Genomic DNA, 13,020 nt, shown 5'->3' with positions numbered 1-13,020 from the left:
GTGCTCGAGTCGGAATGTGTCATAGCTGGCATTAGTCCTCTTTGGAGGTTGATGTGGCGTCCACTCAACCCTCTAGGCTGGATTCCGTTGAACGCGGATTCGGGGTTGAGGGGTTGGGATTTGCAATGCCGTCACCGGATGCGCGAATTGCCCGGAGAAGGAGAAGAATGCGCCTGATACGAAGTAGTCTCGATGCGGGCAGGAGCGGCTCAGGTGTGCCGCGTGTGCTGGTACTGACGCTGTTGTCATTGGCACTCGTCGTCGGGTTGCTGGGGGTTGGTTCGAACCCCGCTGCCGCGAAGCCCGCAGACACGGGCCCAACGCTCGCGTCACTCGCGGAAGTGACACCTACGGACCGTGGGCGAGTCGTTGATTACTGGAAAGAGGGTGGTCCGGGAGTCAAGGCCGCAGCGGAAGCCGCGTTGACGGGCACTGACGCAGAATTACAGGAATTCCTGGCAATCGCCGAGGACCTGGCGTTGCAGGACACCCGTGTGACTGCCGCTCAACTCGCCTCCCTCGGCGGGACTGAAACGCTCGCGGCTGCGAGGGCGGCTCTGTCCGGGACGGCCGAAGAACTGAGATCTTTCGTTTCCTGGGGTTGGGAAGCTCCGCTCGAGCAGGACGAGCGTGTGTGGGTCGTGCAGATCATCGAGGCGGGTGGTCCGCGGGTGCAGGAAGCGGGGCGTGCCGCGTTGGCGGGAACGGCCGACGATGTGAGTGAGTTCCTCACTGAGGGGCAGTACGCGCAGCACAGGGAGGACGAGCGGGTCCAGCTCGTCCAGATCATCAGCGTGGGTGGTCCCAATGTGCGGGCGGCGGGCCGGCTGGCGCTGAACGGTACCGCCGGCGAGATCTCGGCATTCCTGGCGGTAGGTCAGTTCGTGGCGCGGGCCAAGGACCAGGAGCACGCCACCATCGAGCAGCTCGCCGAGCAGGCCAAGGAGGCAGGGCGTCAGGCAGCCGCCGAGACGAAGGTGGCCAAGTCCGAGTCCGAGAAGGCAATCGAAGCGTCGAGGCTTGCGAAGGAAGCCGCGCTGCGTGCCGCGAGTGAGGCAGAGGCGGCGAAGGAGGACACGGACGCTGCGGGGCATGCTGCTTCCCGTGCCGCCAAGGCGGCGTCCCAGGCGGCCAAGGCGGCGCAGCAGGCGATCGGCTCGGCCCGTGCCGCGAACAACTCGGCGCGGATCGCGGCCAACGCCGCGTCTCAGGCGGCCTCGGCCGCAGCCGGCGCTTCCCAGGCGGCTTCGCGTGCTCGCGGCGCGGCGGCGGCGGCCGCCACGGACGCGAGCAAAGCGGAAACGGCGCGCCAGGCGGCGAAGACCGCCCGTGCCGCGGCCGAGGGCGCGGACAAGGCGGCTGACGCGGCCGACCAGGCATCCACGGCCGCCCTGGCGGCGGGGGACGCGGCCAGGGCGGCGCTGAACGCGGGAGCGAACGCGAACGCCGCGGCCGACGCTGCGGTGGAGGCCAGTGGTTACGCCAACGCCTCCAGTGCCGCCGCCCGGGAGGCCCGTGCCGCCGCCGCGGCGACCAAGAGGCATGCCGCCGAGGCCAACCGTGCCGCGGCCGCCGCGGAGTCCCTGGCCCGCAAGGCCGCTACGGCGGCGCGGGACGCGCGGGACTCGGCCAGATCGGCGGCCGGGCACGCGAGGAAGGCCGCTGACGCGGCGGAGGAAGCCGCCGACCACGCCGGTGACTCCGCGACGGCGGCGGCCAAGTCGACCGAGCACGCCAACGCGGCCACAGATGCCGCTGACGCGGCCGGCGCCGCGGTCGCCCAGGCACAGAAGGTGTTCACACTCGCCCGAGAGGTTGAGGCCGAGGAACTTCTGGGCCGCATGAACGCAGGTATCGCGCATGCCAAGGACCTCAGAACCGAGGACGAGCAGCGCAGTGCTGCCGAGGCCGCTTTGGAGCAGGCGGACAGGGATCGCGAAGCCGAGCGGGGCAGTCTGGTCACCGCCGCCGGTCTGCCTGGCGCCGACCTTCCGTCTGTGGCGAAACAAGGCCGTACGCTCGCCATCCTCACCATGAAGAACGGCACCCCATGGGGGCGTGCCGCGGCCGAGGCCGCCCTCGCAGGATCCGACGAGGTAGTGATCGACTGGCTGCGCAACGGCTGGCAGACGGCCAAGCAGCAGGACGACCGCTCCTATGTCGAGCGGCTCGCAGAAGAGAGCCCGGTCAAGGAAATGCGCGATGCTGCCGAGGCGGCTCTCGACGGTGACGCGGCTACCGTGACCGAGTTCGTGAACAACGGCCAGTACCAGATCAGCAGTCAGCGCATGCGGGTGGCCGTAGCGCAGGTCGTCTCCACCGCCGGACCGGTCCTCAAGGAAGCCGGCCTGACTGCCCTGAACAGCAACGACCCGAAGAAATACAGCGAATTCCTCACCGAAACCCAGTCCGAGAAGCGGACCGAGGACGAGCGAGTGACGGCAGCGCAGTTGGTCGACTCGGGTGGCCCGGAGGTCAAGGCGGCGGCCCGCGTCGCGCTGGAAGGCTCACCTCAGGTGCTGCACGCCTTCATCGTGTCGGGCCGGTTCACCGCGCTGAACAAGGACCAGCTCGCGGCCACCCACGTTGCCGTCGTCCAGAAGATGATCAGTGACGCCGCGGGAGTCGCAGCCACCGCACAGAAGAACGCGGCCGAGGCACAGCGCGTCGCCGCACTCGCCCGCGACGCGGCCGGCGAAGCCGCGGACTGGGCCGACAAGGCCAAGGACTCCGCAGGCCAGGCGCAGGACCACGCCGACCGGGCCTCGCAGTACGCTCAGGACGCCGAAGCGTCCGCCGCCAAGGCCGCCGAGTCCGCCAGGACCGCACGTAACGCCGCCGACAGCGCCAACGTCGCCGCCGCCGACGCCGCCCGGTCCGCCGCCGACGCCACCCTGTCCGCAGAGTGGGCCCAGACGGAAGCGACCAGCGCGTCCTATGCAGCCGACCGGGCCAGGCAGTCCGCGCTGGCGGCCGGTAAATCTGCAGACGCGGCACTCGCAGACGCCACCGCCGCCTTCAAGGCCGCGGTGACCAAAGCGAAGGAGGAAGCAGAAGTCCGCCGCAAGGCCGCCATCGCCGCCAAGCAGAAGGCGATCAACGACAACGGGGCTCGGGCCCGGGAACAGTACCGCTGCCAGAGCGCCTACATACCCTGTGATCCGGTGAAGCACGCCCGTTGGTGCCAGCAGAACGAGATCCTGTGTGACATAGAGTCCATGGGCTCCGCCATAGGTGCCGCCGGTAAACAGTTGTGGGACACCACCAAGGCCCTCACCGGCATCGGCAACTACGAAGCCTGCCTCGCCGAGAAGGACTTCGACAGCTGTGGGTCCTTGGTGGCCGACGCCCTCATCGGGGCGAAGCTGAAGGCCCTCGAGAAGGCGTACGACAGCCTCACGCTCGTCAGGCGCGGTTGCAGTATCGCGAGCAGGTCCGCGCTCCGGAGCATGGCTGTGCAGGCTGCGTCGGACGTGCCGTGCGGGGCACACAGCGTTCCCGGCCTGCCGCGTTCAACGTCCGAGATCCCGGATTCCACCGACTGTGCGGCCTGTGCCCAACGGATCCGTGACAGCCTCGGCGGGGGTGAGATCATGACGATCAGGCCGAAGCCCGGTATGCCGCAGCTCGGCGGATACCGTAAGCAGGACACGTTCTGGGGCTCGCACGTGGTCCTCGTGCTGGACGGCCGAGTGTACGACGGGTTCACAGGGCGAGGGGGCCAGGCTATCGACGATTACAAAGCGGAATGGGACTACCCCGACGTCATCGACTTCGGATTCTAGGAGAGTGATGGTCGACACCGAGTTCATCGAGCAATTGCGTGCCAGGCCGTCCATGTATGGCCTCGACGGCTCCTACTACCCGACCGCGACCTACCTGCTGGGCCTGGACCAGGCGCTCTCCGGTGGTCTTTTGCGAGGGTTCGACGAGTGGTTGTCCGTCCGCAGCGGCGAGCACTCCAGCCTCGCGTGGGTGGCGCGCGTCGTGAAGGACTCGGTACCCGACTTCGAACTCCGGAACCGGGGAAGCCTCAGTGAGCTGACGGCCGAGCAGAACCAACGAGCAGTTGAGGAGCTTTTCTCGCTGGTCCTTGCGTTCCTGCGGGTCAGGGACGACAGGCAGGCGCTCGCCGGCATGTACGTTCAGCACCGTGCGCTGTCCCCTTGGGAGAACTGAGGGCGAGTGCTGCGCGGTGAGAATGGGGGCGCCCGTCCGTCGGGAGGGCGCCCCCATTCTCAAGCCGCGTGTGCCGTCGGCAGCGGTTCGGCAGTGTGCATCGGCCGCCCCGCCCCCAGGTCCGTCAGGATCGCCGCCGAGGCACGGCGGCCCGAGCGCAGCGCGCCCTGGACGGTGCTGCTGTCGCGGTGGTCGCCGCACACGTACAGGCCGGCCAGCAGCCGCACCGGCCTGCGCGGGTCGTGCGGCGGCCGCATGGCCGGGACCGCTTCGGGGGTGTGGTGCACAGCGAGGGTCTCCCAGCGGGTGGTCGGGGTGCCGTAGAGGCGGGACAGATGGATGCGTACGGCGGTGTCGACGTCGGGCGGGGGAGGGCCGAGGACCGTCGAGGAGACGAGGGTGCGCCCGGCGGGCGCGCGGGACGGGTCCACGTGGCTGACCACCGCCGTGTGGGCGACCGGGCCGCCGCGGTCCGCGTCCAGCAGCAGGGCGGCGCCGGTCGTCGGCGGTTCGTCCGTCGTGTGGTGAACCACCGTCACCGGGTGGAAGTCCGGCACGCGCAGACCCGGCAGCAGCTCGGCCGCGGCGCGGGCGTCGGTCGCCACCAGGACGGCCCGGCAGCGGACGACGCCGTGTTCCGCGGTGGCCACGGCGTTGGTGGCGACCGCGGTGACCCGTACGCCGGTGTGCACGGTGCCCGGCGGCAACGCCCGTGCCAGCCGCTCCGGCAGCGCCTCGGCGCCGCCCTCGGGCACCCCGAGCCGCCCGCTCGCGAAGGCGCGCAGCGCGAGGTCGGCGCACCGACTGGAGGTCGTCAGGTCCGGGTCGCACAGCAGGGCGGCGAGCAGCGGGCGCAGGAAGCCGTCGATCGTGCGGGCCGGCAGCCCCCGCATCGCCAGTGCCTGGGCGGCGGGCAGCTCCGGGCGGGCCAGCAGCCGTTCGACCGGGGTGCTCGCGAGACGGGTCAGCGCCGCGCCGAGCCGGGCCTGGTCGACGGCCGTGCCGAGCGGGGCGCCCGCGCGGGTGCGGGGCACGGGCACGGGCCTCCCGGACGCCCGGGGCACGAGTATCGGGCGCCGGGGCGCGGGCACCGATCGGGGGGCGCTCGCCAGGGCGCGCACAGTATGGAGTGCGCCCCTTGCGCCCCCGCCCCGGGCGCCCGCCGGAGCGCCCGCGCGGTGGTGCCGGCCCTCGCTGTGCAACAGGACCCCGGGTGCGAAGGACAGCAGGGCCGGGCTGCCTGGCCCGGGGAGGTGGCGCAGTTCGGGACATGCCGTGGACAGCAGCTGTCCGATTCTGTCGAGCCGGAAGCCGTCGACCTTCTCGGTCGCCATCCGGCCGCCCACACCATGGGCGGCCTCCAGGACCGTGACCGTAACTCCTGCGCTGGTCAGCCGATGCGCCGCGGCGAGTCCGGCGATGCCGGCCCCCACGACGACGACGTCCGCCTGGTACGCGGGCTCAAGCACGTGCCCCTCCTCGAGGTTGCGCGGCCGCTGGAGACGTCATGCCCCCGACCGGCTTGAGGGATACCCGAGTTCGAGTCGAGGTTAGGGCTGAAAATGGTCAAAAGGGGTCGCGCACAGGCAGAGCACGGTCGCATTGAGGTCGCATGTGGTTGCCATTGAGACGTCAAATGACCGGTATGCGGTTGGGAAACGCCAGAGGATGTCGCGGAGCGGTCGTGCTCGGAGGCGTCGCGTCGGCCCGGGCGCGTCGCGTCGGCCCGGGCTCGTGTCCCGCCCCCCCCGCTCACCTCACAGCGCCGCCCGGATCGCCCCGTCGATCTCGGGGAACGCGAAGCGGAAGCCCGAGTCCAGCAGGCGGGTGGGAAGGACCCGGGCGCTGCCCAGGACGTCGCCGGCCATCTCGCCGAGCACGGCGCGCAGGGCCGGGGCGGGCACCGCGAAGGGGGTCGGGCGGCGCAGCACGCGGCCCATGGCCGCGGTGATCTCTCGGTTCGTCCGCGGGTGCGGGGCGGTCAGGTTGAACGGGCCGGACAGGTCCTCGCGGTCCACCAGGTGTCGGATCGCCGCCACCTCGTCGTGCAGCGCCACGAAGGACCAGTACTGGGAGCCGTCGCCCAGCCGTCCGCCGAGCCCCGCCCGGAAGAGCGGGAAGAGCCGGCCCCAGGCCCCGCCCCGGCGGGCGACGACCAGCCCGGTCCGCGCGAACACCGTCCGTACGCCCGCCTCCCGGGCGGGGGCCGCGGCGGCCTCCCACTCCAGGCACACGGACGGCAGGAAACCCTCTCCCGCGGGCGCGCTCTCGTCGACGGCCCGGTCGCCGGTCTCCCCGTAGAAGCCGATCGCGCTGCCGTTCACGAAGACCCGGGGACGCCGCTCCAACGAGGCGACGGCCTCCGCGAGCGCCCTCGTGCCGTGCACCCGGCTGTCGCGGATGCGCGTCTTGTACGCGTCGGTCCAGCGGCGGTCGCCCACCCCGGCCCCGGCCAGGTTGACCACCGCGTCGCACCCGGCGAGACCGGCCGCGTCCACGCGTCCGCCCTCCGGATCCCACCGGACCTCGTCCGTCCCCCGGGGCGCGTGGCGCACCAGGCGCACCACCTCGTGCCCGTCGGCGGTCAGCGACCGCACCAGCGCGCTGCCGATGACACCGGATGCGCCGGCCACCGCGATGCGGGAGGCTTCCCCGCCCAAGCGTCCATCGTCCATGCGCCCATCCTGCCGGGTGGACCCCGGAAAACCCCGGACCGGTCCGCCGCTTCCGCGTCGTACAGTGATCGTCATGCCAGCTCCGCACATACGCCGCGCCAGGTCCGACGACGAGCAGCCGCTGCGCAGGCTCGACCACGAGACCTGGTCCTACCTGCACGCCGTGTCGCCCCGACCGGAACCGGACGACCCCTTCTTCCGCGAGATCTGCGGCCCCGCCGACCACCTGGTCGCCGAACTCGACGGCGCCGTCGTCGGCTACGTCCGCCTCGGCTTCCCCACGCCACTGGCCTCCAACGCCCACGTACGCCAGATCCGCGGCCTCGCCGTCGCCGACGCGGCCCGCGGCAACGGCGTCGGCCGCGCCCTCGTCCGGGCCGCGGTCGAGGAGGCCCGCCGCCTGGAGGCCCGGCGCATCACCCTGCGCGTCCTCGGACACAACACCGCGGCCCGCAAGCTGTACGAGTCCGAGGGCTTCGTCGTCGAGGGCGTCCAGCCGGAGGAGTTCCACCTCGGCGGCGAGTACGTCGACGACGTGACGATGGGGCGGTCGCTGATCGGCCCCTGACGCCTACGCCCGTCTGCGCCCTTCCGCGACCGTCCCCGGCCTTCACCCACGGCAGGATCCACACGGAACGTCGCGGACCGGGACAATGGTTCCGCCGAGTGGCACAGTGTACGTCGCGGGCGCATCCGATCCGCCGGACAGTGGGACCATGCGTGACTTCCGAGGACCACGCGAAGCCCGGGAGCGGCGTGCGGCGCCCCTGACGGGCGCCGCCGCCCGCATGCCGGGCGCTGTGCGGGTGCTGCTCGGCTGTCTGCCCGGGCTGGCCGCCGTCGCCGCGCTGGCGCTGTGCGCGAGCGGAGTGGAACGGGCCGCCGCGACGCGCAACGGGCCGGCCGCCGCCGACCGGTACGCCGCGCCCCGGCCGCCCATCGTGTCCCGGGCGGACTGGCTGGGCGACGACCTCCGCGAGCAGCCGCCCCCGCGCTACGACGACAAGGTCCTCGCCGTCTTCGTCCACCACACGGACACGCCGAACGGCTACGACTGCGCCGACGTGCCGGCCATCCTCCGCGGTGTCTACACGGGCCAGACCGGCGCCCGGGACTGGGACGACATCGGCTACAACTTCGTCGTCGACCGCTGCGGCACCATCTACGAGGGCCGCGCCGGCGGCATCGACCGCGCGGTCACCGGCGCCCACACCCAGGGCTTCAACCACCGCACCACCGGGATCGCCGCCCTCGGCACCTTCACCGCCGGCGTGCCCGTGCCCGACGCGCTGACCGACGCGATCGCGGCGCTGGCCGCCTGGAAACTCGGCGATGACGACACCGACCCGCGGTCGAAGGTCAGCCTGGTCTCCAGCAACGGCCTCAGCCGGTACGCCGCCGGCGCCACCGCCACCCTGCCCGCCGTCGCGGGCCACGACGAGGGCTACCAGACCAGTTGCCCGGGCGCGGCACTCACCGCGCGCCTTCCCGACATCAGGCAGGAGGCGGCCCGGCTGCAAGGCCGGCCCGCTCGGTCCTGACCGCTCAGGCCTGCCCGAACCGCTCCCACAGGCGCGGGAACCGTTCGGCGACGGCCCGGTCGTTCTCCAGATCGAGGGGAGTGCCCAGCGGCTCCGCGGGCGCGGGGGCGATGCCCAGGTCGGGGGCGACAGCGCCGGTCAGCTGCTCGTAGGCCTCGTCGGCCGCGTAGCCCAGCTCCTCGCCGTCGCCGTCCAGCTCCTCGTCGAAGTCGTCCAGCAGCTCGGCGAGCGAGTCGGGTTCGTGCACCCCGCTCTCGTACACCTCGCGGCCCTGGCCGATCAGCCAGCACCGGAAGTAGTCGAAGGCGTCGTCGCTCGCCCCACCGAGCAGCACCGACGCGGCGCCCCACAGGTCCCAGGTGCAGGCGCGGTTGTAACGGGCCTCGAAGTGGCGGGCGAAGTCGAGCACCAGGTCCGGGTCCAGCCCGAGGAGCCGCTCCACGAGCAGATCGGCCTGGTCCTCGGGATCACCGTCGGCGCCCTGCCGGGCGGCGTCGATCAGCTCCCAGAACTCCGTCTCGTCCATCACGGGTCCAGCATCGGCCCTGGAGGGGTGGGACGCACGTGGAGTGCGGCGGATCGTTATGTGCCGACCGGCTCTACGCAGCCTTCCGGTCCGCAGCCTTCCGGTCCGCCGTCCTCCGGTCCGCCGCTGTTCGGTCCGCCGTCCTCCGGTCCGTCGCTGTTCGGTCCGCCGTCCTCCGGTCCGTCGCCGTACAACCGGGCCAGCCGCCGCGCGTCCCGGGCGCACCGCTCCCGCAGCGTCCTGGGCGCCAGCACCTCCGCTTCCGGCCCGAGCCCCGTCAGCCGGCTGTGCGCGACCTCCTCCGACTCCACGGGCAGGGTCACCGTCACCCACCCGTCCGCGTCCGGCGCGTCCGCGGCCTCCAGCGCCTCACGGGCGGCCGGCGCGTCGACGGCGTACGGCAGCCCGCGCACACCCCGTGGGGACAACCGCACCACGACCTGGGCCCGCAGGATCGACCGCGCGAACTGCTCGGCACGCTCCGCCCAGAATGCGGGCAGGTCGAAGTCGTCGTCCCGTGCGAAGCGCTCCTCGCCCGCCTCCACCGCCGTGAACCGGTCGATGCGGTACACGCGGAACGGCCCGTCCCCCGAGGCCCGGGCAACCCTCGCGCACAGGTACCAGACGCCCGCCTTCAGCACGAGCCCGTACGGCTCCAGCTCCCGTACGACCTCCTCCTCCCCGCGCCGGTAGCGCGCGGCGACGGTCCGGTCGTCCCAGACCGCGTCCGCGACCGCCGGCAGCACCTCGGGCGTCTCCGGCTCCCGGAACCAGTTCGGCGCGTCCAGATGGAACCGCTGCGCCGCCGTGCGGGAGGCGTCCCGGAGGGAGGGGAGCAGCGCGGCCGACACCTTCAGCCGGGCCACCGACGCCGCGTCCTCAAGGCCCATCTCGCGCAGCGCCCCCGGCACCCCGGACAGGAACAGCACCTCGGCCTCGCCCCGGGCCAGTCCGGTGAGCCTGGTGCGGTAGCCGCCGATCAGCCGGTAGCCCCCGGCCCGGCCACGCTCCGCGTACACCGGTACGCCCGCCTCCGACAGGGCTTGCGCGTCCCGCGTCACGGTCCGCTCCGAGACCTCCAGCTCCCGGGCCAGCTCCGCGGCGGTCATGGCCGGGCGGGACTGGAGGAGCAGCACCATCTTGATGAGGCGGGTAGCGCGCATGCCCACATGATGCAGGAGAACGCGGAAGGCCCCCGCCGCGGCGGGGGCCTTCTCTCAGCTCGTGCCGACCCTCACAGGCCGTAGCGCTCGCGCGCCTCCTTCACGGCCGTCGCCTTGACCTCGCCGCGCCTGGCCAGCTGGGCCAGGGCCGCGACGACGACGGACTCGGCGTCGACGCCGAAGTGGCGGCGCGCGGCCTCACGGGTGTCCGACAGGCCGAAGCCGTCGGCGCCCAGCGAGGACCAGTCCTGCTCGACCCACTGCGCGATCTGGTCCGGGACCTGGCGCATGTAGTCGGAGACCGCGAGCACCGGGCCCTCGGCGCCCTGGAGCACCTGGCGGACGTACGGCACCCGCTCCTCGCCGCGCAGCAGCGCCGCGTCGGCGTCCAGCGCGTCCCGGCGCAGCTCCGTCCAGGAGGTCGCGGACCACACGTCGGCGGCCACGCCCCACTCCTCGGCGAGCAGCTGCTGCGCCTTGAGCGTCCAGTGGATCGCCGTGCCGGAGCCCAGCAGCTGGATGCGCGGGGCGTTCGCGACCGGGGTCAGACCCGCCGACTCCGCCGTGTTGAAGCGGTACAGGCCCTTGACGATGCCCTCGTCGACACCGGGGCCGGACGGCTTGGCCGGCTGCGGCATCGGCTCGTTGTAGACGGTCAGGTAGTAGAAGACGTTCGGGTCCTCGCCCGGGGCCGCCTCGCCGTACATCCGGCGCAGACCGTCCTTGACGACCGCCGCGACCTCGTAGGCGAACGCCGGGTCGTACGACAGCGCGGCCGGGTTGGTCGCCGCGATGGCGGGGGAGTGGCCGTCCGCGTGCTGGAGGCCCTCACCGGTCAGCGTGGTCCGGCCGGCCGTCGCGCCGACCAGGAAGCCGCGGCCGAGCTGGTCGCCGAGCTGCCACATCTGGTCGGCCGTGCGCTGCCAGCCGAACATCGAGTAGAAGATGTAGAACGGGATCATCGCCTCGCCGTGCGTCGCGTACGACGTCGAAGCGGCGATGAAGTCGGCCATCGAACCGGCCTCGGTGATCCCCTCGTTGAGGATCTGGCCGTTCTTGGCCTCCTTGTAGTACATCAGCTGGTCGCGGTCGACCGGCTCGTACGTCTGGCCCTTGGGCGAGTAGATGCCCAGGGACGGGAAGAGGCTCTCCATGCCGAAGGTGCGCGCCTCGTCGGGGACGATCGGCACCCAGCGCTTGCCGGTCTCCTTGTCGCGGACCAGGTCCTTGACCAGGCGGACGAAGGCCATGGTGGTGGCCACGCTCTGCGATCCGGAGCCCTTGTCGAAGGACGCGAACGCCTTGTCGGCGGGCGCGGGCAGCGGCGCCAGCGGGTGCACGCGGCGGGCCGGGGCCGGACCGCCGAGGGCGGCGCGGCGCTCCTGGAGGTAGCGGACCTCGGGGGAGTCGGCGCCCGGGTGGCCGTAGGGGACCACGCCGTCGGTGAAGTCGCTGTCCTTGATCGGCAGGCCGAGCAGGTCGCGCATGTCCTTGAACTGGTCCACCGTGAGCTTCTTCATCTGGTGGTTGGCGTTCTTGGACGCGAAGCCGGTGCCGAGAGTGTGGCCCTTGACCGTCTGGGCCAGGATCACGGTCGGCGCGCCCTTGTGGGCGAGCGCGGCGCGGTAGGCGGCGTAGACCTTGCGGGACTCGTGGCCGCCGCGCGAGTAGTGGAAGCACTCGAGGATCTTGTCGTCGCTCAGCAGCTTCGCCATCTCGGCGAGCGCCGGGTCCTTGCCGAAGAAGTCCTCGCGGATGTAGGCGGCGTCGCGCGTCTGGTACGTCTGCACCTGCGCGTCCGGTACCTCGCGCAGCCGGCGTACGAGCGCGCCGGTGGTGTCGAGCTGGAACAGCTCGTCCCACGCCGTGCCCCACAGCGACTTCACGACGTTCCAGCCGGCGCCGCGGAACTGGGCCTCCAGCTCCTGCACGATCTTGAAGTTGGCGCGGACCGGACCGTCGAGGCGCTGCAGGTTGCAGTTGATGACGAAGGTCAGGTTGTCCAGGCCCTCGCGGGAGGCGAGGGTGAGCGCGGTGGTGGACTCCGGCTCGTCCATCTCGCCGTCGCCGAGGAACGCCCACACGTGGGAGTTCGTCAGGTCCTTGATGCCGCGGCTGGTCAGGTAGCGGTTGAACCGCGCCTGGTAGATCGCGGAGATCGGGCCGAGGCCCATGGAGACGGTGGGGAACTCCCACAGCCAGGGCAGCCGGCGCGGGTGCGGGTAGGACGGCAGGCCGTTGCCGCCGGCCTCGCGGCGGAAGTTGTCGAGGTGGTCCTCGTTCAGCCGGCCGTCGAGGAAGGCGCGGGCGTAGATGCCGGGGGAGGCGTGGCCCTGGATGTAGAGCTGGTCGCCGGAGCCGTCCCCCTCCTTGCCCTTGAAGAAGTGGTTGAAGCCGGTCTCGTACAGCCAGGCCGCGGAGGCGAAGGTGGCGATGTGGCCGCCGACGCCGTACTTGCTGCCGCGGGTCACCATCGCCGCCGCGTTCCAGCGGTTCCAGGCGGTGATCCGCTGCTCCAGCGCCTCGTCGCCGTCCACGGCGGGCTCGTCGGCGGTCGGGATGGAGTTGACGTAGTCCGTCTCGAGGAGCTTCGGCAGTGCGATGCCGGCGCCCTCGGCGCGCTCCAGTGTGCGGCGCATCAGGTACGCGGCACGGTGCGGCCCGGCCGCCTTGGTAACGGCGTCCAGGGAGGCCCGCCACTCGGCGGTCTCCTCGGGGTCGCGGTCCGGGAGCTGGTCGAGCTCGCTCGGCTGGATGGCTTTGGGGTCGGTCATTTCGCCGCCTTCCTCAGTCGAAGGGGGTTCCCTCATCGGCAAGGGTTCGGGGGTGCCCTAGGTCTTTGGCAGGACAGGGCTGGTCTCTGGTGGGAGTCCAGACGTGACTCTAACTCGCTGATCGATGATCGATCAAAGGGTTGAGGAGCAAAACCTCTCGAC

General features: G+C 71.9%; 9 protein-coding genes. 4 read left to right on the top strand and 5 right to left on the bottom strand.

The window, feature by feature from the left end; all coding sequences use genetic code 11:
* Positions 1–224: 224 nt before the first annotated feature.
* A complete protein-coding gene (locus ABEA26_RS32100; RefSeq protein WP_345597095.1) occupies positions 225–3,785 on the top strand; it encodes an ALF repeat-containing protein in 3,561 nt (1,186 codons plus the stop codon).
* 7 nt (positions 3,786–3,792) lie between these two features.
* Entirely contained in the window at positions 3,793–4,179 is a 387-nt protein-coding gene (locus tag ABEA26_RS32095) for a hypothetical protein (protein ID WP_345597094.1), read from the top strand.
* A gap of 59 nt (positions 4,180–4,238) precedes the next feature.
* Here ABEA26_RS32095 and ABEA26_RS32090 read toward each other — a convergent pair whose 3' ends face one another.
* Together ABEA26_RS32090 and ABEA26_RS32085 are read right to left on the bottom strand one after the other, a co-directional pair.
* The gene (locus tag ABEA26_RS32090) at positions 4,239–5,648 is read right to left on the bottom strand and encodes an NAD(P)/FAD-dependent oxidoreductase (protein WP_345597093.1); all 1,410 of its coding nucleotides are present in this window, start codon (positions 5,646–5,648) and stop codon (positions 4,239–4,241) included.
* Positions 5,649–5,936: 288 nt separating this feature from the next.
* Entirely contained in the window at positions 5,937–6,854 is a 918-nt protein-coding gene (locus ABEA26_RS32085; protein WP_345597091.1) for a TIGR01777 family oxidoreductase, read from the bottom strand.
* A gap of 73 nt (positions 6,855–6,927) precedes the next feature.
* Here ABEA26_RS32085 and ABEA26_RS32080 point away from each other — a divergent pair, with 73 nt between their 5' ends.
* Complete coding sequence (locus tag ABEA26_RS32080; protein ID WP_345597090.1) at positions 6,928–7,422, top strand: GNAT family N-acetyltransferase; 495 nt, start codon at positions 6,928–6,930, stop codon at positions 7,420–7,422.
* A gap of 85 nt (positions 7,423–7,507) precedes the next feature.
* Entirely contained in the window at positions 7,508–8,395 is an 888-nt protein-coding gene (locus ABEA26_RS32075) for a peptidoglycan recognition protein family protein (protein ID WP_425587932.1), read from the top strand.
* 4 nt (positions 8,396–8,399) lie between these two features.
* On the opposite strand, the gene ABEA26_RS32070 is transcribed toward ABEA26_RS32075, so the two are convergent.
* The 3 genes from ABEA26_RS32070 to aceE all read right to left on the bottom strand — a co-directional run bounded on the left by ABEA26_RS32070 (position 8,400) and on the right by aceE (position 12,858).
* Positions 8,400–8,921 carry a DUF4240 domain-containing protein gene (locus tag ABEA26_RS32070; RefSeq protein ID WP_345597097.1) on the bottom strand — a complete coding sequence of 174 codons (522 nt, stop codon included), beginning with the start codon at positions 8,919–8,921 and terminating at the stop codon, positions 8,400–8,402.
* Positions 8,922–8,977: 56 nt separating this feature from the next.
* Entirely contained in the window at positions 8,978–10,084 is a 1,107-nt protein-coding gene (locus tag ABEA26_RS32065; protein WP_345597089.1) for a helix-turn-helix transcriptional regulator, read from the bottom strand.
* Positions 10,085–10,155: 71 nt separating this feature from the next.
* On the bottom strand, positions 10,156–12,858 hold the full coding sequence (aceE, locus tag ABEA26_RS32060) for a pyruvate dehydrogenase (acetyl-transferring), homodimeric type (RefSeq protein WP_345597088.1): 2,703 nt from the start codon (positions 12,856–12,858) through the stop codon (positions 10,156–10,158).
* Between the last annotated feature and the right edge of the window lie 162 nt (positions 12,859–13,020).

It is taken from the genome of Streptomyces marokkonensis (assembly GCF_039539045.1).
Classification (GTDB): Bacteria; Actinomycetota; Actinomycetes; order Streptomycetales; family Streptomycetaceae; genus Streptomyces; species Streptomyces marokkonensis.
This window is presented reverse-complemented; position numbering and strand designations above follow the sequence as displayed.

Coding starts and splice junctions, on each gene's coding strand:
- ABEA26_RS32075 (WP_425587932.1), top strand. CDS start 7,508: ATGGTTCCGCCGAGTGGCACAGTGTACGTCGCGGGCGCATCCGATCCG.
- ABEA26_RS32070 (WP_345597097.1), bottom strand. CDS start 8,921: ATGGACGAGACGGAGTTCTGGGAGCTGATCGACGCCGCCCGGCAGGGC.
- ABEA26_RS32065 (WP_345597089.1), bottom strand. CDS start 10,084: ATGCGCGCTACCCGCCTCATCAAGATGGTGCTGCTCCTCCAGTCCCGC.
- aceE (WP_345597088.1), bottom strand. CDS start 12,858: ATGACCGACCCCAAAGCCATCCAGCCGAGCGAGCTCGACCAGCTCCCG.
- ABEA26_RS32085 (WP_345597091.1), bottom strand. CDS start 6,854: ATGGACGATGGACGCTTGGGCGGGGAAGCCTCCCGCATCGCGGTGGCC.
- ABEA26_RS32095 (WP_345597094.1), top strand. CDS start 3,793: ATGGTCGACACCGAGTTCATCGAGCAATTGCGTGCCAGGCCGTCCATG.
- ABEA26_RS32080 (WP_345597090.1), top strand. CDS start 6,928: ATGCCAGCTCCGCACATACGCCGCGCCAGGTCCGACGACGAGCAGCCG.